This is a genomic window from Cellulophaga sp. BC115SP (assembly GCF_009905545.1).
Lineage (GTDB): Bacteria > Bacteroidota > Bacteroidia > Cytophagales > Spirosomataceae > Flectobacillus > Flectobacillus rivi.
The window spans coordinates 129,066-149,891 of the sequence record NZ_JAAALB010000012.1 but is presented as its reverse complement, the minus strand read 5'-3'; the positions used below and the strand labels follow the sequence as shown (position 1 = coordinate 149,891).

At 38.6% G+C, this 20,826-nt stretch carries 12 protein-coding genes; all 12 read right to left on the bottom strand.

Features of this window, described 5'->3' with window-relative positions; all coding sequences use genetic code 11:
• Nucleotides 1–140 precede the first annotated feature (140 nt).
• A complete protein-coding gene (locus GVN22_RS11755) occupies nucleotides 141–842 on the bottom strand; it encodes an L-ribulose-5-phosphate 4-epimerase (protein WP_095168303.1) in 702 nt (233 codons plus the stop codon).
• Nucleotides 843–918: 76 nt separating this feature from the next.
• Nucleotides 919–2,457: an alpha-N-arabinofuranosidase gene (locus GVN22_RS11750; RefSeq protein ID WP_166551220.1), complete on the bottom strand. Its 1,539-nt coding sequence runs from the start codon at nucleotides 2,455–2,457 to the stop codon at nucleotides 919–921.
• Nucleotides 2,458–2,609: 152 nt separating this feature from the next.
• A complete protein-coding gene (gene araA, locus GVN22_RS11745; protein WP_166551219.1) occupies nucleotides 2,610–4,115 on the bottom strand; it encodes an L-arabinose isomerase in 1,506 nt (501 codons plus the stop codon).
• Between the two features lie 111 nt (nucleotides 4,116–4,226).
• Nucleotides 4,227–5,864 carry a ribulokinase gene (locus GVN22_RS11740; protein WP_166551218.1) on the bottom strand — a complete coding sequence of 546 codons (1,638 nt, stop codon included), beginning with the start codon at nucleotides 5,862–5,864 and terminating at the stop codon, nucleotides 4,227–4,229.
• Nucleotides 5,865–6,063: 199 nt separating this feature from the next.
• Nucleotides 6,064–6,765 (bottom strand): NUDIX domain-containing protein, encoded by a 702-nt coding sequence (locus GVN22_RS11735; protein ID WP_166551217.1) that lies wholly within the window; start codon nucleotides 6,763–6,765, stop codon nucleotides 6,064–6,066.
• Between the two features lie 451 nt (nucleotides 6,766–7,216).
• Nucleotides 7,217–8,179 carry an arabinan endo-1,5-alpha-L-arabinosidase gene (locus tag GVN22_RS11730; protein WP_166551216.1) on the bottom strand — a complete coding sequence of 321 codons (963 nt, stop codon included), beginning with the start codon at nucleotides 8,177–8,179 and terminating at the stop codon, nucleotides 7,217–7,219.
• A 90-nt stretch (nucleotides 8,180–8,269) separates the two neighbouring features.
• Nucleotides 8,270–10,252 (bottom strand): alpha-L-arabinofuranosidase C-terminal domain-containing protein, encoded by a 1,983-nt coding sequence (locus GVN22_RS11725; RefSeq protein ID WP_166551215.1) that lies wholly within the window; start codon nucleotides 10,250–10,252, stop codon nucleotides 8,270–8,272.
• Between the two features lie 143 nt (nucleotides 10,253–10,395).
• Nucleotides 10,396–11,865 carry an FG-GAP repeat domain-containing protein gene (locus GVN22_RS28415; protein WP_370520412.1) on the bottom strand — a complete coding sequence of 490 codons (1,470 nt, stop codon included), beginning with the start codon at nucleotides 11,863–11,865 and terminating at the stop codon, nucleotides 10,396–10,398.
• Nucleotides 11,866–11,901: 36 nt separating this feature from the next.
• On the bottom strand, nucleotides 11,902–13,746 hold the full coding sequence (locus tag GVN22_RS11715) for a CRTAC1 family protein (protein ID WP_166551213.1): 1,845 nt from the start codon (nucleotides 13,744–13,746) through the stop codon (nucleotides 11,902–11,904).
• 166 nt (nucleotides 13,747–13,912) lie between these two features.
• Nucleotides 13,913–15,397, bottom strand: a complete 1,485-nt coding sequence (locus GVN22_RS11710; RefSeq protein WP_166551212.1) for an arabinan endo-1,5-alpha-L-arabinosidase — start codon at nucleotides 15,395–15,397, stop codon at nucleotides 13,913–13,915.
• A gap of 203 nt (nucleotides 15,398–15,600) precedes the next feature.
• Nucleotides 15,601–17,154 carry a RagB/SusD family nutrient uptake outer membrane protein gene (locus GVN22_RS11705; protein ID WP_166551211.1) on the bottom strand — a complete coding sequence of 518 codons (1,554 nt, stop codon included), beginning with the start codon at nucleotides 17,152–17,154 and terminating at the stop codon, nucleotides 15,601–15,603.
• An 86-nt stretch (nucleotides 17,155–17,240) separates the two neighbouring features.
• Nucleotides 17,241–20,630 carry a TonB-dependent receptor gene (locus GVN22_RS11700; protein ID WP_166551210.1) on the bottom strand — a complete coding sequence of 1,130 codons (3,390 nt, stop codon included), beginning with the start codon at nucleotides 20,628–20,630 and terminating at the stop codon, nucleotides 17,241–17,243.
• Between the last annotated feature and the right edge of the window lie 196 nt (nucleotides 20,631–20,826).

Here is a 20,826-nt window from a genome sequence, read left to right as displayed (position 1 = left end):
TTATTTTATAGTGTTTGACTTGTAGGTTGTTTCGCTATTAGTTTTCAAGAAAATAAAAACCAATAGCGAAACCTTTTTTACTTTTAGAGAAATGCGCTATAATACTTAGTTTTCAAAACTCAGAAATCTAAACTCATCACTTAGCATCCTTGACCGTAATACGCATTTTTGCCATGCTTACGCTCATAATGCTTTAAGCGCAAAGTGTCTTTAATGCGTGGGGTATTAGGATTGATTTGTAATGTCAAATAAGCCATACGTGCGACTTCTTCTAGAACAGCTGCGCTATAAACTGACTTTTCAGCCGTTTTTCCCCAAGTAAATGGTCCATGGTTTTGTAAAAGAACCATTTCCATTTCTTTGTAAGAAAGACCTTTATCAGCAAAACAGTTGAAGATTTGATTACCCGTTTCAAATTCATAATCACCTTCAATCATTTCGTCAGTCAACACAGGTGCGCATGGAATATCTTGGTGAGTATGATCCGCATGCGTAGTTCCGAAGATAGGAATGTCTAAACCAGCTTGTGACCAAGCCACAGCATACGTACTATGTGTATGTGTGATTCCGCCAATACCTTCCCAGTTTTTATATAACTGAGCATGTGTTTTGGTATCTGATGAAGGACGCATTTTGCCATCTACCACTTTGGCATCATAGTCCATAATAACGATATCCTCAAGTTTCAAAAACTCATAAGGTACACCACTTGGTTTGATAGCAAACACCGCTTGCGAACGGTCAACAGCACTTACATTACCAAAAGTAAAAAGCACCAAACCTAGTTTAGGAAGCTGCATGTTTGCTTCATAACATTCCTCACGTAGAGATTGATAAGTCATGATTGTAATTAATTTTAGGTAAAAGACTCGCAAGAGGTTTCTAGCGAGTTTTTACAATTGTATAGTAAAAGCTTTATTATTTCAGCTCCAATACTACTACCGAAGTAGCAGGTAATTTTACTTTAAGCGTACCTCCAGAAATACTTGCCCCTGTAAAAGTAGTTGGCTTTACTTTTTCAGGATTATCAAAAGTATTGTGGTCTTGTACTTTTGCCGACGTTAACACACGACCTGTAACCGCTTTCGCCGTGATTCCTTTCAAGTTGATAGAAATCTCTTGTCCTTTGTTAATGTCAATGTTAGTTAATGAAATATGAACAACACCCGCTTGGTCTTTTGAAGCCGAAACCGAAACCGCTGGCAATTTTTCAGTACCAAATACATAGTCATTCGACTTTATTTCAACAGGAATATTGGTCGCATCTTGGTGAACATTGTACATTTCCATGACGTGGTAAGTTGGAGTCAAAATCATTTTTTCCTCCTTTGTTAGCACAACTGCCTGCAACACGTTTACGATTTGAGCCAAGTTTGCCATTCTCACACGTTCAGAATGTTTGTGGAAAATATTCAAAGTTGCACCCGCTAACACAGCATCACGCATGGTATTTTGTTGGTACAAAAACCCTGGGTTTGTTCCTTGTTCAACTTCATACCAGCCGCCCCATTCGTCAACTACCAAAGCAACTTTCTTTTTAGGATCGTATTTATCCATAATCGCAGTATGCTTTTGGATAAGCTCGTCCATAAACAAAGCTTGTTGCATCGTTTTGAAATAATGTTCTTCTGTAAAATTCGCTGCTGGACCTTTTTTGTCCCAATTAATAACAGAATAATGGTGTAACGCAATACCCTCCAACATGTGGTGAGGAATATCACGCATCAATACTTCCGTCCAATTATAATCTTTCGAGTTGGCTCCAGAAGCAATTCTAAACAACTTCGAACCGTTATCCCAATCCGTCATAAAAGTGGCATATTGACGATAAATGTTGGCATAATATTCAGCCTTCATATTACCACCGCAACCCCAAGCTTCGTTTCCAACACCCCAGAACTTCACACCCCAAGCTTTATCCTGTCCGTTTTCTTTACGCAAATTTGCCATTGGACTTACGCCATTATGGTTTACGTATTGAACCCAGTCAGACAATTCTTTTACCGTACCACTACCCACGTTACCAGCCAAGTATGGTTCTGTACCTAATTCTTTACACAAATTCAAAAAATCATGTGTACCAAAGCTATTATCCTCTGTAACACCACCCCACCAAGCATTAACGATTGAAGGACGTTGTTTTTTAGGACCAATACCATCTTTCCAGTGGTAAGTATCGGCAAAACATCCCCCTGGCCAACGAAGATTAGGAATCTTCATTTTTTTCAAGGCCTCAATTACATCCTTACGAGCACCGTTGATGTTTGGAATCTTCGTGTTATTTTCACCAACATACAAACCTCCATAAATACAAGCCCCCAAATGTTCCGCAAAGTGACCATATATCTGACGGTTGATTTGAGTTTTAGCTTGCGAGGCATCAAGCGTTACTTCGTTTTGAGCAAATCCTTGTAATGACATAGCTGCAAGCGCTAATGTCGAAATCCATTTTTTCATAGTTTAGTTAATTAATTTAGGAGGACAGTTTGAGTGCAGTCTTTAAAGCAATGAGTATATTTTAAACACCATTCATCACTCAAAATTCTGCCGTATTACTTGCAAGGTTTAACGAGCGAATAGTGTCGAGAACACTACTCGCTCGTTTAGGATTATTTGAATGCTACTTCATTCCAACGCAACTCATTTTTAAGATTACGCAACTGAGTATCTTTATTGATTACGACTAACTCTACGCCAAACATATCAGCTAAATCCTCGATATATTCTGTAGTAAGGTTTTGGCTAAATACTGTATGGTGAGCACCACCAGCCAAAATCCATGCAGCACATCCTGTTGCCATATCTGGTTGTGGTTTCCACAATACGCGCGCTACTGGCAATTTTGGTAATTCTTCTGTTACATCTACGCCGTCTACTTCATTTACCAAGATTCTGAAACGGTTACCCATATCAATCAAAGAAACGTTCAAGGCTGCACCAGCACCACCATTGAATACCAAACGTACTGGATCTTCTTTACCACCAATTCCTAATGGATGTACTTCACATTTTACAGCACCTTTAGCAATACTTGGACAGATTTCCAACATGTGTGCACCCAAAACCATTGGATTAGCTGGATCGAAATGGTAAGTATAATCTTCCATGAAAGAATTACCTCCTTCCAAACCACTAGCCATGAATTTCATGACACGAACCATAGCAGAAGTCTTCCAGTCACCTTCACCACCGTAACCATAGCCAGCGGCCATCATACGTTGAGATCCGATACCTGGTAGTTGTTTCATACCATACAAATCTTCGAAAGTATTGGTATAGGCACCAAAGCCACCATCTTCTAAGAATGCTTTCAAACCAAGTTCGATACGTGCTGCTTCAAACAAAGACTCACGCATAGCACCACCTGCTTTCAAAGAATCCATTACTTGGTAAGTATCTTCGTATTCTTTTACCAATTGGTTGATTTCAGCATCAGAGAATTGGTTGATTACCTTTACTAAATCACCAACACCGTGTGTATTTACTGAGAATCCAAAAGTCATTTCAGCACCTACTTTATCGCCATCTGTTACTGCTACTTGACGCATATTGTCACCGAAACGAACCACTTTCAAACGTTGCATTTCGAAACGACCTGCCGCTACACGTGCCCAAACATTGATTTTTTGTAAAACATCTTCTTGCTGCCAGTGACCAACCACAACTTTACGGCTCAAACGCATACGAGACATAATGAAACCAAACTCACGGTCACCATGTGCCGATTGGTTGAGGTTCATAAAGTCCATGTCGATGCTCGACCAAGGAATATCACGGTTGAACTGTGTATGTAAGTGCAACAATGGTTTTTTCAAAATATTCAAACCACGAATCCACATTTTTGCTGGAGAAAAAGTGTGCATCCATGCGACAATACCAATACAGTTAGGAGCGAAGTTTGCCTCCTGACAGATATTATAAATTTCATCTGGTGTTTTCACCACTGGCTTGAAAATCACATTTACAGGGATAATCGAAGATGCTTGGAACGAGTCCGCAATGATTTTCGAATGCTCATCTACCTGACGAAGTGTTTCTTCACCGTATAAATGTTGGCTACCTGTTACAAACCACACTTCTAATGGCAAACCGCCAAATGTTTTTAAATTACTCATTGTTCTGATTGTCTTGATGTTATATTTTTTTGGAACTAGATTTGGCAATCGGCTATCGGCAGTCGGCTATCGGGAAAAACTGAAAGCTGACTGCTGAATGCCGACTGCTATTTATATATTCTCCTCGATATACTGACCGATGCCTTGGTATCTTTGATATAATGCTTCGTAGATAGGCACAACTTCTGGACGAGGTTCGTAAGTTGCATCAAATGCTGAAGCCATATTTTTCTGTGCCGAGGCCATATCTGGATATACACCAGCTGCAACCGAAGCACAAATCGCTGCACCCAAAGCACAAGCCTGATCTGAACTCGCTACCTTAATCGGCATATTCAATACATCTGCCAAGGTTTGCATTACAAATGGTGATTTTTTGGCTACTCCACCAATGGCAATAACTTGCTTGATAGGTACACCTTCTTGTTGGAATCTGTCAGAAATAGCACGAGCTCCAAAAGCGGTTGCCTCAACTAGCGATTTAAAGATTTTCACAGCATCGCTACCCAAGTTTAAGCCAATGATTCCTCCCTTGAGGGTATGATTTGCATCGGGTGTACGACGACCATTCATCCAGTCAACAGAGACAATATCGGTAGCTTTTACAGGCAATTCCAAAGCTTTTTCTGAAAGGTAAGGAATCAATTCGGCGCTAAGTTTGTCGGCTGCTTCCTGACCCAATAAATCACGCACAGGTCCTACAATCACCTTTTGGAACCAAGCATACAAATCGCCAAATGCCGATTGTCCAGCTTCCATTCCTAACATGCCAGGAATTATTGAACCATCTACTTGACCACAAATACCACGAATCAACAAATGTCCAATTTCCTCGTTTGGTGCTACCAACATGTCGCAAGTAGACGTTCCTATTACTTTACACAAAGAGTAAGGTTGAATGTCTGCCCCAACTGCCCCCATGTGACAGTCAAAAGCACCTACACCAATTACAGCTTTATCTGAAATACCTAGTTTATCAGCCCATTCTTTTGAAATGGTACCCATACTATTGTCTGAAGTATAAGTTTCGCTAAAAAGTCTATCTCTTAACCCACCCAAAAGTGGATCTAATTTTGTCAAAAATTCTTCAGAAGGAAGACCTTCAAACTCTTGATGCCAAAGAGCTTTATGACCCGCAGCACAACGGCTTCTTTTCATGGCGATTGGATCGGTATTTCCTGTCAATACGGCCGAAATCCAGTCACAGTGTTCTACCCAAGAGTACGCCTTTTCACGAATGGTTTCATCAACACGTAGGGTACGAAGGATTTTTGCCCAAAACCATTCAGACGAATAAATTCCACCAACATATTTCGTAAAATCCGTATCCCAATGATGTGCCAAGTGATTGATTTCCTCAGCTTCAGCATTGGCAGTATGATCTTTCCAAAGAATAAACATACCATTCGGATTTTCAGCAAATTCTGGCAACAAAGCCAAAGGTGTACCGTTTTGGTCAACAGCTACGGGAGTTGAGCCAGTAGTATCTACCGAAATACCTACAATATTTTGTTTTACCTCATCGCTCACACCTTCTAATGCTCCAGCTATCGAATTTTGCAATCCCTCTAAATAATCCAAAGGGTGTTGTCTAAACTGTGATGAAGCAGGGTCGCAATACAAACCTTGCTTCCAACGAGCATAATAATGAACGGCTGTACCAACTTCTTCGCCTGTTGCGGTATTTACTACCAATGCTCTTACCGAGTCTGTTCCGTAATCAACTCCGATTACAAATTGATTTTTCATTCGTTGAATATATGTTTAAAGCCGAGCTGAAATCAGCCAAATGCGTTAAATTGACACAATTTTATTTTTCAAAAAAGCGAATAAGTATTTTTTCTTATAAACCTTTTGTTATTTCCCTAAGCACAAGTTATTTACAAAATACTCATGTCCTATTCAGATTTATATGGCTTCACTTATTCGCTCTTAGTATTTTAGTGCTTTAGACTTTAAAATCAGACACAAAATAATGAAAAGCATTAAACTGTTTCTGATATTTTTCTTGATCTAATTTATATAAAATCGCCTTTTTGGTCGCCGAATTTTCGTTTTTCTCGCCTGTGTCTATCAATAATTTTGTCGATAGAATCTTACGGCTAAAATTGCGTCGGTCCAAAGGCGTATCATAAATCGCTTCATAAAGTTTTTGCAATTGAGGAATCGTAAATTTCTCAGGCAATAACTCAAACCCAATCGGATGCAAGGCTGCACGATATCGCAATCTTTCAAGCGCCAAATCAACCATATTGCTATGATCAAAAATCAAATCTGGGCGGTCTTTCAGACTAATCCAAAATGCATTTTGTGCTTTTGCTGCATCCTGACTGTGTGCGTGGATATTAATCAAAGCAAAAAAACAAACTGAAACTGTTCGCTCCACTGGGTCACGATTGATTTCACCAAATGTCTTAATTTCTTCGAAATATATATCCTTCAAACCTGTCAAGTCGTACAAAATACGGTTGGCTGCTACCTCTAAATCCTCATCCTCATTCAAGAAACCACCCATCAATGACCACTTGCCACGCTCAGGTTCAAAATCACGTTTGATTAATAATAACTTCAACTCTTCTCCATCAAACCCAAATACAATACAGTCGAGGGCTATAAGGATTCGAGTACTATGATTGTATCTTGTTAACATTATTTGTTATAGTTTTTATAAAGCTTTGGGCTTTGTCATAAATAGCCTGATTACTCCTAGTAAAATAAGTTATTCGATTAAGGTAAAGTGGAAAATAAGCCTTGTGAGATTTATTTTCTACTTTAAAACATCGAAATAACTTATTTTCACTCAAAAAAGGACTAAAATGAAGAAATTATTTCAATTTTAATCCTTTTTCAGGAAGTGAAGGGAACCAGTGATTCCCCCACTATACACTATTTATGAAATACAAATCGCTATGATTATTCAAAACGTGTTATTATGACACAATTTTAAATCAAATATTTGATTAATACAAAAAATAATGAGAAAAATTTAGAAGATTATAAAAATTATACCCCATAAGCCCCTGTAAACAAATGATTTGAATACTTAAACATCTACAGAAAAGGATAGGAGTATTCAGTTTTGAAAAAATGGGCTATCTATGTTACTTCCAAGAAAGCACTGGCCAATCATTTTTGAATTTCATATTTATCAATCCAAACTTTGACTTTCCTTCTTCTAAAGCATCGTAGAAATGTATGGAAGTAATAAGTTTTTTTCCATCACGTAGTAATCCCACATGTCCAGGTCCCAACCTCGTATCTTGACTGCGAAGCAAAACTGTACCGCCACCTTCGGTAAGCTTACGACCAGATTGATCTATGAAAGGTCCCAATGGGTTTTCCGAACGACCCACCACGATATAATAGGTACTATTCAAACCCTTACAACATAAGCCATTATTCACGAAAAGATAATAGTACTTTCCTTCACGAATCAAACAGGACGCTTCCCAATCGGATTCGCGACCACCAGCTAATTTTACAATTGAAGCTCCCACTTTGATCTTACCTGTTAAAGTATCCAACTCAACCCCTGCAATACCCGCATGAAAAGAACCATACGCCATATATACCCGTCCATCAGCATCTTTCAAAATGCTTGGATCGATGGCATTAAAATCCTTTTTCTCTTGTGACTTTACGACCATACCTTGGTCTGTCCATCCGTAGTTGTGACTATCAGGATTAAGGCTTGATGACGTCACCAATCCAATAGCAGAGGTTGGGGAACCAAAAGTTGAACATGAATAATACACATGATATTTTCCATTCATAAAAATCACATCAGGTGCCCAAAAATGCCCCTTGAAGCCTTTTACAGTGCTATCAATCCAAGCAGGATGTTCTCCGTTTTTGAATATGGGAGGCGTTTTGGTTTCCCAATGTTTCAAATCTTTTGAAAATGCTGGCGTAATTCCCCATCCAGTCGAAAAATACCAAAAGGTATTACCTTCCTTCACAACAGCACTAGGATCATGTACATAAGGATGCTCAGTTTGAGCCAAAGAAATTTCATATTGACACCACAACAGTAGTGCCATACAACCGATATAAATAGATTTCATTTTTGGAGGAGTTGAAAAAAAAAGGGGAAAATTGCTTTAATTTTCCCCTTCAAACTAACCTAATATTGAATCAAATTCGCAAATGATTTGCTATAATGTTTTTATCCTCACCACATAGAATGAATATGGTGCTAATTCAAGACTAACTTTTTTAGTCTTCGCATTTACCAAAATTTTCTTTTCAGAAGGACTCACTTTTAGGGCTTCCTCAAATGTATTTACGGCATTTGGATCACTTTGCATCACAATCAATTTAGCGTTTGGATCTAGTTTTTTTACGCCATCCAATTGAATTTCACGCACTTGAGCTTGACTATTATTGTTCGCAATTTTCAAGATAATTTCATTACTAGCTTTGTCCCAACTTGCTGAGGCATACAAACTGTCTTGTCCTATCAATGGTTGATTATTTTGAGTCATCGATAAAACGTGTGTGCCTTTGTTTAATGAATAAAGTTGTTGTACATAATAACTTGGAGTACCAAATGATTGCAAGTTGTCCACCCAAATCAAATCAGGATTCCATTGCCAACCTTCAACATGGGCAAATAGCGGAGCATAAGAAGCCATTTGAACCACAGCAGCATTACGTTCCAAGCCAGTCATAAATGCAGCCTCAGAAAGCGCAGCTCTCCAAGTGTTACGATTGCTAGCAGAAGCGCCATTGTTGGTATGAGATGCATATTCTCCTGCAAAAACTTTTGAACCATTGCGATCGTAGCTATCATAACGCCCTGCATTTTTCAAGAACCACTCTGGTGCACGGTAATAATGCTCATCAATAAAATCAGCGTTCATAGCACGCAATTCTTTATTCAAATAGTCAAAACGGTCGCCGTTAGGGTCTGTACCAGAGCTATTTATCAATTTGAAATTAGGATATTTTGCTTTGATAGCTTTCGTGAATACTTTCAAACGCTCGATGTATTGTGGTCCCCAGTTTTCATTACCAACCCCCATCATTTTCAGATTAAAAGGTGCAGGGTGCCCCATTTGCGCACGAACTTTTCCCCAAGTAGTATTGATATCGCCATTGGCAAACTCAATCAAATCTAAGGCATCTTGTACATACGGTTCAAGTTGATCCATAGGTACAACTTCTGCCGAATTGAATTGGCAAGCCATACCGCAGTTTAAGATAGGAAGTGCCTCAGAACCAATATCTTCTGCCAATTGTAAATACTCAAAAAATCCTAAACCAAAAGTTTGGAAATAATCTGGTGCAGGACGATGTGCAAACTCGATATTCCAACGGTTCATGATCAATTGGCGTTCTTCGATTGGGCCAATTGTTTTTTTCCATTGGTAACGGTTGTTCAAATCAAAGCCTTCAACAATACATCCTCCAGGGAAACGAATAAAGCCTGGTTTTAAATCGGCCAACTTCTGAATCATATCGGCACGCATCCCTCCAGGGCGTCCTTTCCAAGTATCTTCTGGAAATAGAGAAATCATATCTAAGTCGATTTGACCATTTCCTTCAAACCACAAACGAAGTTTACCTTTTGCCTCAGTAGCTTTGGCATTGAAACTCACAGCTTGTCTATGCCATTGCCCATCCGTTTGAGATGGCGTCAGCGTACCTTCTCCAATTACTTGTCCTTTGGCATCAAGTAACTCAGCATGAACTTTAACAGGACTTCCTGACTGGCGGTACATCACGGAAAAATCATATCTTAATCCATTTTTGATACCCATTCCACGGAAACCCTCATTGGTCAATCCAAGGTCTCCTTTTTGTGCGTTTTCAACCTTAACACTCACAAAGCGAGGGTTGGCAGTGTTTTTATCAGCACGATTTTGAATCAATACTTCTCCTTCATGAAAAGTTTTTCTTTCTATTTTCCAACCCATCAATGGTTTTTGGAATTCGAAAGAACGGTTTTTAACCAATTCGGCATAAATACCTCCATCGGCACCGAGGTTGATATCTTCAAAAAATATCCCCCACATAGTAGGTTGTATTTCTGAAACTGGTTGCGCAACATTCACCTTTATCGGAGTAGGTGCTTGTGCTTGCGCCAACAAAGTGGTAGCCACAAATAGACTAACGGTCTTTATTATACGGTTCATATAAATAGATAAATGGGATAAGTTAATGTTTCGTATGTATATTGCTTTTAGTAAAAAAATTATCGGTTAATAGTGTATCAGTTATTAGATTAAACTCACAATCAAAAAGACAAATCAAAGAGCATTACAGACATATTATTAATTTAATCTTTATTATCACTTAGAGCGTAATATTTTAGTCTTTGATTATTTTCTGATACCACCAAATAAGACTTCTGAGCACTACGAATGAGTTGAATTGCCTTAACGTCACCTCTTAAAAATAAACCCTGATAACCAATAGGTTGAGGTACAAAGCGCTTTTGTTTTGTTCCTAATAAAATTAACCCATAACTGGCGTCAATTCTTCCTGTGGTTATTTCGGTTTGAAATTCATTGCCTCCCAGAATCAAATCTAGTATTCCATCGGCATTGACATCAGTAGCTTCGATAGCGTTAATTGGCGCTAGTTGAGCCTCAATGGGTAACTCATGCGTGACAAACTTCCCTGCTTGATTTTCGAGCCAAACGCTTTGACCATAGTCACAGCTCAAATCAATAAGTGACTCTTTTCCAATATGTTCCAATAAATCAATCATATTTATTTCAGCAAAATCGCGGTGCAATAAAAATTTCTTTTTTATCGTGGGCGTTTGTTCCGCAAATTGATTGCGGTCTAAATCGGGATACAATTCAAAATTTCCTGTTTTGTTTTTCAAAAAGTAGGCTGGAAGCAACTCATTTGTACAATTATTGTCAATATCTTTGGCAAAAAGATGATACGGTCTTGTTTCTGAAATATGATATTTTTGATTCATTCCCCAATTTCCCAACACCAAATCTTGGTCACCATCGGCATCTAAGTCTTTGGCAATAATACTTCGCCACATTCCTTTTCTTTGAGTCAATTCGCTAGCTTCAATATCTAAGCTTAATTTTCCATGTTGATTTTTGAAAAATTGAACGGAAGTCCATTCTCCTACGATTACTAAATCAATCTGATTATCGTGATTATAATCTGTCCAAACTGCCCCTGTAATCATTCCAGCATACAGAAGGTCAGGTGCTAATTGAGCGGTTTGTTCTTTAAAAAAACCATTTTGGTTAATCAATAAATAACTCTGAGGAAGTTGAGGAAAATGTTCGGCATCGAGACGACCACCTACAAAAATATCTTGGTCGCCATCATGGTCAACGTCTGCAACTGCTAAGGTAGTACAAAAAGTTTGAAGCTGTGCAGGGATTGCCATTAAATTCTGTTGGAAATTGCCTTTCCCATCATTTAAAAATAATTGTACCGAACTTTGATAGCCTCTTGGGTACTCGGTACTTCCACCTGCCAGAAGCAAATCCAAATCGCCATCGTTGTCGGTATCTACCAAAACCGAAGCCAAATCTTCTTGCAATTTTGAGGTTTGAACTAATACTTGCGCTTTAAAACCACCCGTTTTTTCCTGCATAAAAAAACATCCATTTTGACGAGAAGCTCCTCCTACAAAAATATCCTCAAGCCCATCCCCATTGACATCACCTTTGGCAAGACATGGACCTAATTGTGAATACTTTTGAGGTTGTAATCGACGATTATAGTAATCAAAAAAAGAAGTTTCTTGATGTACAAAATCAAGTCCAATACCTTTGTCTTCAAAGAATACAGTATGGATATTTGCTTAATCATTCGCATCACTTTGTTTTAAAAGTAAGCTTGTATTTACTTTTACTCGAAAAATCTTTTGCACTTTTTGATTAGGCCAAGTTACTATTAATGAATCAATTAGATTAGATTCTCCTAAGCCAATATGTAAACGATTTTCGACAGAAGAAGCATATCCACGAACGGGTTGTTGTTCGAGCATTTGTACTTTACCTTCTGTATAAATTTCAACCTTTGTACCAAAACCATCTAGATTTCCTTCATTTCCCTTTAAGGTAATCGTTAAAAAGTGAACCTTATCATTATCATCATTCAGGGTATTCTGGTAAAGAAACGCCTTTTGATTAGTATTATTGATGACTAAATCTAAATCACCATCATTGTCAAAATCGGCATAAGCAGCCCCATGCGAAATAGAAGGATTTTCGAGTCCAACATCTTGAGTAATATCTTCAAATTGAAGGTTTTGAGTATTTCTAAAGAAAAAGTTATTCAGCTTAATGGCTCCAAATTCATCCAATTTTTTCCGTAAATCATGAATACTTTTTGTGTCAAAAGCATTTAAACTATTGTTTCCACCGCCAAATTGGTAACTACTTTGTTGGGCTTCTTTGGTAAAATTTAGAAAATCATTGTTGGTCAAATCCTTGGCTAATCCATTAGTGATATGTATGTCTTTCCAGCCATCATTATCAAAATCAGCACAAAGCACACTCCAACTCCAATCTGTTTCTGCCACTCTAGCCAGATTACCTATTTCACTAAAAACAGGAATCTGTTGTTGATTCACACGTTGATTTCCTCGATGAAGCTGTAGCATATTTCGAGAAAACTCAGGTTGATAACCCAATTTTCTTTGCAAATCATATTTCTCAGGACTAACACCCAATGCCATCATTTTTTTACGCTCATTGGTGGGTGGGAGCATATCCAAAACCATGATATCAGGCAACAAATCATTGTTGAGGTCAGCGGCATCGACCCCCATACTGTTATAGCTCTGATGCTGTGTGGCTTGAGCTATAACATTTTTGAAAGTTCCATTTTGTTGGTTCAACCATAGTTTATCATTACCAAGATAATCATTGGCAACATAGATATCAGGATAGGTATCTTGGTTAAAATCGGCAACTGTTACTCCCAAGCCATAGCCATCTTCCAAAATACCTGTCTGCTGAGATACGTTCTGAAAAACAGGATGTCCTAATTTCTTATCAAAGCCAAGATTTTGATAAAGGTGATCAGCAGCAGGCGATGTTCCAGAAGAATCTGGCGAAACCAGTTTATTGGGTTGAGGATTAAATAGTTGGTGATTCAATACATATACATCCAAGTCGCCATCTTTATCATAATCTAAAAAACAAGCTTGTGTCGAAAAGCCTTCATCAGCCAGTCCATAGGCTTGAGCTTCTTCCTTGAATATCAAATTTTTCTGATTAATCAATAAAATATTTCTTCGATTTTGAGGATTTTTATGGTGTGAAACACAAAGGTAAATATCCTGCCATCCATCTTGATTAATGTCTACGATGCTCACACCTGTACACCAAGACAACTCTGGAATATTAGCTTTCGTAGTGATGTCCTCAAATTGCATTTTTCCTTTATTCAAATACAAGCGAGGACGCACCTGACTACCTACAAAAATCACATCTTGTAAACCGTCATTATCGAAGTCACCAACACCTACGCCTGAGCCAATGTACATATATTCATTCGTGTAAAAATTCACAGAATCAGATTCTGTCAAAATATTACTAAAATCGATATGCGACTGACTACTCGAAACGGACACAAAATGCAAAGGGCTGTTAGACTTCTTTTGACATGAAGTAATTCCACCCAAAAAGATGAAAAACAAAAGGGTATATCTTTTTGAAAATGTCAACAAAAAATGGCTCGTAAGCATTTGGTAAGTTATTTTAGTGGTACGTCGTTTATTATGAGCTTATCAATTCCTGAATATTGAATTTTAAAGTTTATGGTGTGACTACTACTAATTTTTTACACAATGCCATTTCTCAAAACTATTTCTTCTTTCCCCAAATAGCAGTTCCTTTATTATTTAACCCTGAAAAAAGGATTGTTTCCTTCTTGTTTTCCCAATCACGACCTCTCTCGACCAATACTTCGTCGGTAAAACCATTACTCCATTTCATAGTAAGCCAAGGCGCTGAATATGACCATGTATTGGCAGTACTTCCATTAATGCCGCCATTGGCATCTAATGAAATAGTAGTGGCTACTTGAAAATCAGGCGAATTTTGTTCCTTATCATACCCAGGTACAACTCTATAACCTAGAATAACTTGCTCCCAATCACCCACTAAATTTTCTTTCGTAATAGCAGTGGTAAATTCTCCTGCATAACGTTCAGGCGAAACCACTGGCCAACCATCTTTTGTCCAAAATATTTTACGCACATGCAAAATCATAAAATTAATATCTTGTCCCGGACGACCCTGATGCGCCATATAATACTGTCCAGCATTTTCGAAAACACTACAATGCGCCACACCTTGCCAACCCGCATGACCTGCAAATTGATAAGGAGCCAATATCATCGGACCATGGTCAATATCCTCATTCAGGTTTCGGCCTTCGAAATCATAAAAAGGTCCTTCGGGAGAGTCAGAACGCCCTACTCGGACATTGTACTTGGTAGCTAACCAATCATAAGAGATAAATAAAAAGTATTTTTTGAGGTCTTTGTTATAGATAATTTCAGGTCCTTCGATATTACCATTATATTGCCCATTGGTAAATCCACGATTCGCGATTCTTTTACCTTTATCACCTGCTACCAATGGTAAACCAGCGGCAGGATTAAGTTTCAGCATATAAATTCCATCCCAAGCCGAACCATAATAAAAATAGTGTTCTCCTGTTGGTGTAACTACCACAGTTGGGTCAATCGCATTAGTTTGTCGTGTATTATCATTTTGAGAAGTAACCACCAAACCTTGTTCTTTCCAAGGTCCTAAAGGCGAACTAGCCGTGGCCAATCCAATCACACTTAAACGAGGGTCACCAGAAGAAAGTGAGTAGTACAATCGAAATTCATTTCCAACTTTCATTACATAAGGCGCCCACAAAGAATTAAATGGCTGAATTCCTTTTTGCTTGATAAAATTTACTCCTAACGTTGGCAATCCATCAAATACCCAACCATAAAACTTCCATTCTATCAAATCTTTTGACTGACGAATCTGAATTCCTGGGCGAATATCTGTTCCATAAGCTACATCGGTGTTGTAGCAATAATAGGTATCACCTTCCTTGATAATTGATGGGTCATGTACGTTATAAGGTCCCCAACGCAAATAATTACTAGCCGCTGCCACATCTGCATAAGAGTCTTTGATAGAATTAATATCAAAAGCTGGCGCAGTAGGAGTAGGATTGGGGGTTGGAGTTGGCGTGGGATCAACTGCACTTTTTGAACAAGCACTTATTCCCAAGATTAGTAAGAATAAGGTAATGTATAAATATTTTTTTGTTGAGAAAAGCATACGTCTTTAAGTTGAAATACCTTATTGGTAGTTACCAGTGAAGCATCAAATACTTTTTAGGTTTAGAGGCAAAGCCTAAATTTGAGAGATGTAAGCCATAGACAATAGGCAGCATAAGTAATTTTTAAAGAGAAACACTTACTTTGCCTACTGTCGACAGCCTATCTATATTTTACTAGTAATCAAACTATTACAAAAAAGTTCTAGTAACCAGCATTTTGCTTAACACCAGGATTCGTATTCACCTCACGTTGTGGTATTGGATAAAACTCTCTACCTGCTTGGTAAGTGTTAAACTCAGGGTCACGAAGCTTCAGTTCTGCTAGCTTTGTGGCATCCTGCAACCAACCCCAACGACGAATATCATCAAAACGGTGACCTTCTAAACAAAACTCCAATAGTCTTTCGTGTGCCAATTGCTCACGCATTTGAGCAGGAGTCATATTTGGTTTTGTGGTTGCCAAATTTGGTAACCCTACACGCGAACGAACTCGCTGAACATATTGGTAAGCCTGCGCTGTTTGTCCTGTTTCATTCAAACACTCTGCATACATCAGCAAAATATCCGAATAGCGCAACAATCGATCGTTGATGCCCGAACGCCAATCAAATTCATCGGCTTTAGTTTCATCGTTTTCATATTTGCGACAGAACAAATCATTTAAGTCGTTGGGATTTGTATAAAAAGTAGCAAAGTCTTTTCCATATAATTTCATACCACCGGGTTTGTTATAAAAAATCGTTGCCTCCAAACGAGGGTCATCTTTCCCTGCGGCGGTTTTTTCGACCAAAAATTCATTGAATACCGAGCGAGTTGGTTGCACGTCTGTCCAGCCAAAACCACGCGGCCCATAAGTAATTGCACGACCCGAAACCGCTCCCCAACCTGGAGCAGGCTCGCCACCCCAGTTCATATCTTTACCGCCCGCATCACGAGAAAATTGAACTTCAAACAATGATTCTTTATTATTCTCTGCAACTTCAGTGAAATTATCACGGTAATTTGGCATCAAATCATATACACCCAAATCGATAATCGCCTTGAACTGCGTAGCAGCTTCGGAATATTTCTTAGTAAACAAATACGCTTTTCCTAAAAACCCTAAAGCTGCACCCTTGGTCGCGCGACCTGTTTGACCTTTATCAGGGCCAGCCACATTATCATAACTTACAGGAAGTAATTCAGAAGCTTTTTTCAAGTCAGAAATTACTTGTGCCCAACCTTCCTCTACAGTAGATTGTTTAACATAAAAATCTGCTGTGCTTTTTACCGAAGTAGTTGGAAGCATCACATTGCCAAACAAATTGACTAAATGATAAAAGTAAAGTCCGCGCAAGAAGTAAGCCTGTCCCAAAACACGGTCTTTTACTGCTTGATCCATGGCAATTTTTGGTACGAAATCTAATACCTGATTGGCTTTAGAAACACCTTCATAATACGCACCAAACGCCCAGCCATAAATCGCATCATTCCCTGTATTCAAGGCAAACTTCCCTGAATTGTACATTTGGTCCCAAGGACTATTACTCTTAATATCATCGCCACGGGTATCGAGCAACAATGGCGTACTACGCATATAGCCACCATCGATAATCAACGTTTGGTAGGCAGCATTTACCCCTTTAATCGCATCATCTTGTGACTGCCAAAAAGTAGCCGAAGTTTGCTGGTTGGGGTTTGTTTGCTCCAAGTCTTTTTCACAGCCTGTAGCCAACACCATTGTGGCAACGAACGCTATTATATATTTTTTATTCATGGAAAATCTAAAATTAAACGATTTTGTAAAGTAACTCACAGACCGATAGTACTCCCAAAATGGCATGTATAACAGTCTACATCAAATTAGAAACCTACTTGCAAACCAAGCATAATGGTACGAGGGTTTGGATAGGAACCATAGTCTAATCCTCTACTCAACAAACCATCACTTGCAAAGTCAGGGTCATATCCACGATACTTCGAAATCAAGAAAATATTCTGACCCGATGCGTATATTCTGATTTTACTTACACCTTTAATTTTGTTTAAAATACTCTGAGGAACGTTGTATCCAATTTGTGCATTTTGCATACGCAAATACGAGCCACTTTCTACGAATCTGTCAGAATCACGTGTATTGGCATTTGGATCACCAATGACTGGACGAGGCACATTGGTATTGGTATTAGTTGGTGTCCAATAATTCAGAGCATCTACGTGATGATTACCGTATTGCTCAGCCATCAAATCACGATATACACCATTGTAAACCTTGTTACCTGCCTGACCTTGCATAAAGAATGATAAATCAAAGTTTTTGTATGATGCGCCAAAGTTCAAACCGTAGTAAAAGTTTGGAATAGAAGAACCCAAATAGGTGCGGTCGCCTTCGGCTGTGATTTTGCCATCGCCATTGAGGTCTTTAAACTTAATATCTCCAGGAGCAGCGTTTAATTGTGTAGCATGATTTTTTACCTCATCCGTATTCTGGAATATACCTTCGGTTACATATCCATAAATCTCTCCTACAGAATGTCCAACTTCTGTTTTACTGGCCGCGCCGTAAATCGGTTCGTTGTTTCCACCCAAGGCTAATACTTTGTTTTTGAGCGTATGTGCATTAGCAGAGATTTCATATTTAAAATCTCCTGTCTTTTTACGATAAGTTGCCGTTAATTCAACACCTGAGTTGCTAACAGAAGCGATATTGGTCGTAACGCTTGCGTTGGTAGAACCCACCGAAGCAGGAATAGGGATACCCACCAACATATCGTAAGCACGGTTATCAAAATATTCAGCTGTAAATGAGATTTTATCATTCAAGAAACCAAAATCAACTGCTACATTGGTTGTTCTTTTAGATTCCCATTTAATAGATGGGTCAACCACTTGCGTACGAGTAGCACCTGGAGCTAAAGTATTGTTGAATACATAATTAGCATTGGTATTGACATAGGTATCATAGAGATATTGCCCAATAGACTGATTACCTAATTCTCCAAAACCACCTCTTACTTTCATACTATTGATAAATTCTGGCAACTGAATATCATTGTGAACATTCCAAGCAGCAGCCAATGACATGAAGTTACCAAAGCGATTAGATGGACTAAATCTTGAAGAGCCATCACGACGGAAATTGAATGTCAATAAGTATCTATCTCCATAATTGTAGTTCACACGCCCCAGATACGATTGAAGTGCAGCATTCCACTGATATTCGCTAATTCCACGACCTCCTGAAGCCTCTAATCCAGAACTTAATGTTAAAAAATAAGGCTCCGTAAGACCTAAAGCCGTACCAGTCATAGACGCCCACTCATCTTTTTGATGTGTAATACCTGCCAAAACATCAATCTTATGTTTACCAATTTCTTTCAGATACGTTGCAGTATTTTCAATCAAGAAAGTATTAGCCCCCCCACGTGTTTGAGATAAAAACGCCAATGGAGTAAGGTAGTAAAAACCTAAATCATATTTTGGTTCAAAGAAGAAGTCTTTCCAATCTGTACGGTCGTAACTAACACTTAATCTATACTTTAGATTTTTAGCTAATTCCAATTCGCCCCAGAAATTGCCTAAAATACGATTACGATCTCCTGTACTTTTCAACAAAGCATTCATCCCTACTACGTTCAAAGTAATAGCTCGTTGTGTGTTATTGTCGCTACCACCATAGCCGCCTAAACGATTTGAATCATAAACTGGCATAGTCGGAATGGCAGTCAATAAACTGGTTACACTTCCACCAAAAACAGCATGCTCACGGGTATTGGCATTATTTACCTTATGTGACTGTGTGTAGGCAAACTTTGCCCCAAAAGAGAAAATACCTTTTTTACCTGTCAAGTTACCATTCAAGCTATAACGTTTATAGTTTTGTGGGCCAGTATAGGTACTACTTTGGTCAAAATAGCCTACAGAAACACTTCCTCTTAGTGCCTCAGTACCACCCGAAAAGTTGAGGTTATGGTCGGTAATTTTACCAGTTTTAAAACCCTCTTTTTGCCAATCAGTATCTACTTTACTGATAAAAGACGGGCTTTTCGGGTCATTTGCAGGCGCTACCAATAAGCCAGCATTCAACTCTGCTGCACTTGTAATATTTTGATAACCAACGCGATTGGTCACAGGAATACGTCTGGCAATTTCTTGCACACCAGCATATCCTGAATAATCAACTTTCAACGGTCCTGCTTTTCCTTTTTTCGTTGTAATAATCACAACGCCAGTGGCTGCACGAGCTCCGTAGATAGCACCAGCAGAGGCATCTTTCAAAACTTGAACACTTTCTATATCATCTGGTGAAAAATCAAATGGAGCATCTACAGGAACACCATCAATCACGAACAATGGACTGTTGTTATTGAAAGAACTAATACCACGAATCTTGATACTTACAAATCCACCTGGCTCCCCAGAGCCATGCACTGTAACCCCAGCCACTTGACCTTGAAGCATTTTGGCTACATCATAAGTCGCTGTTTTCTTGGCATCTTCCATTTTAACGATACCAACAGAACCCGTCAAATCTTTGACTTTTTGCGTACCATAACCAACCACAACAACTTCGTCTAGTTTGGCAATGTCAGCCGTTAACTCAACATTGATAGTACTGCGACCACCCACACGAATTTCTTGTTTTAAGAACCCTACAGATGATATTTCAATGACAGCATTGGCATCGTCTACCTCAATTTTGTAGTTTCCTTGTGCATCAGCTACCGTTCCTTTGTTCGTTCCCTTAATTCGAATAGTAGCACCAGCCACAGGCTGATTATCTTCACGGCTTGTCACTCGACCAGACACGTGCAATACTGCGCCAGACACTATAATATCTTCGAGAATGGCGTTTGACTGTACGTTTGGGTTAAAATTTCGGTCGGTATTGGCTGTATTCAAAACATGGATATTACCACGTACTTGCTTGAATTGAAGGTTTACCTCTTTGGTCAAGAAATTAAGAACTTCCGAAAGCCTCTTGTTTTGCACATTCAACGTAACTTTTACCTGCTCGTTGAGATAAGCATCATTGTATGAAAAATGAAATTGCGTTTGCTTTTCGATTTCTTTGAATACCTGAACAATCGTAGCTTTTTCTACTTTCATGTTCAGACGAGTATCCTCGATATTTTTGGCTTGTGCACCAAAAATGCCTAGAATATTAATTTGTAAAATACTCATGAGGAGCATTAACATAGTCGTAAATCGTTTTTTTAACTGGAGAAGCGACTTGGGTCGAAGGATTTTCATATATTTGATTGGGATTTTGATGATTGAAATAATTAAAATTCCTAGTTCTGCTCTATCGCACAGACGCCAATCTTTTTAGATAGCTCAGAACTCAATCAAGGAGCCGACGCATAGTCGGCTTTTTTTGTTTGGTTAGCTGGAGTTTTGAAGCAAAGAATTCATAATTAATGTTTAGATATGTTAGCGAAAAATATGA

Bases quoted from the DNA above. Each gene is read 5' to 3' on its own strand.
- GVN22_RS11700 (WP_166551210.1), bottom strand. From the start codon at position 20,630: ATGAAAATCCTTCGACCCAAGTCGCTTCTCCAGTTAAAAAAACGATTT.
- GVN22_RS11740 (WP_166551218.1), bottom strand. From the start codon at position 5,864: ATGAAAAATCAATTTGTAATCGGAGTTGATTACGGAACAGACTCGGTA.
- araA (WP_166551219.1), bottom strand. From the start codon at position 4,115: ATGAGTAATTTAAAAACATTTGGCGGTTTGCCATTAGAAGTGTGGTTT.
- GVN22_RS11755 (WP_095168303.1), bottom strand. From the start codon at position 842: ATGACTTATCAATCTCTACGTGAGGAATGTTATGAAGCAAACATGCAG.
- GVN22_RS11705 (WP_166551211.1), bottom strand. From the start codon at position 17,154: ATGAATAAAAAATATATAATAGCGTTCGTTGCCACAATGGTGTTGGCT.
- GVN22_RS11730 (WP_166551216.1), bottom strand. From the start codon at position 8,179: ATGAAATCTATTTATATCGGTTGTATGGCACTACTGTTGTGGTGTCAA.
- GVN22_RS11725 (WP_166551215.1), bottom strand. From the start codon at position 10,252: ATGAACCGTATAATAAAGACCGTTAGTCTATTTGTGGCTACCACTTTG.
- GVN22_RS11710 (WP_166551212.1), bottom strand. From the start codon at position 15,397: ATGCTTTTCTCAACAAAAAAATATTTATACATTACCTTATTCTTACTA.
- GVN22_RS11750 (WP_166551220.1), bottom strand. From the start codon at position 2,457: ATGAAAAAATGGATTTCGACATTAGCGCTTGCAGCTATGTCATTACAA.
- GVN22_RS11735 (WP_166551217.1), bottom strand. From the start codon at position 6,765: ATGTTAACAAGATACAATCATAGTACTCGAATCCTTATAGCCCTCGAC.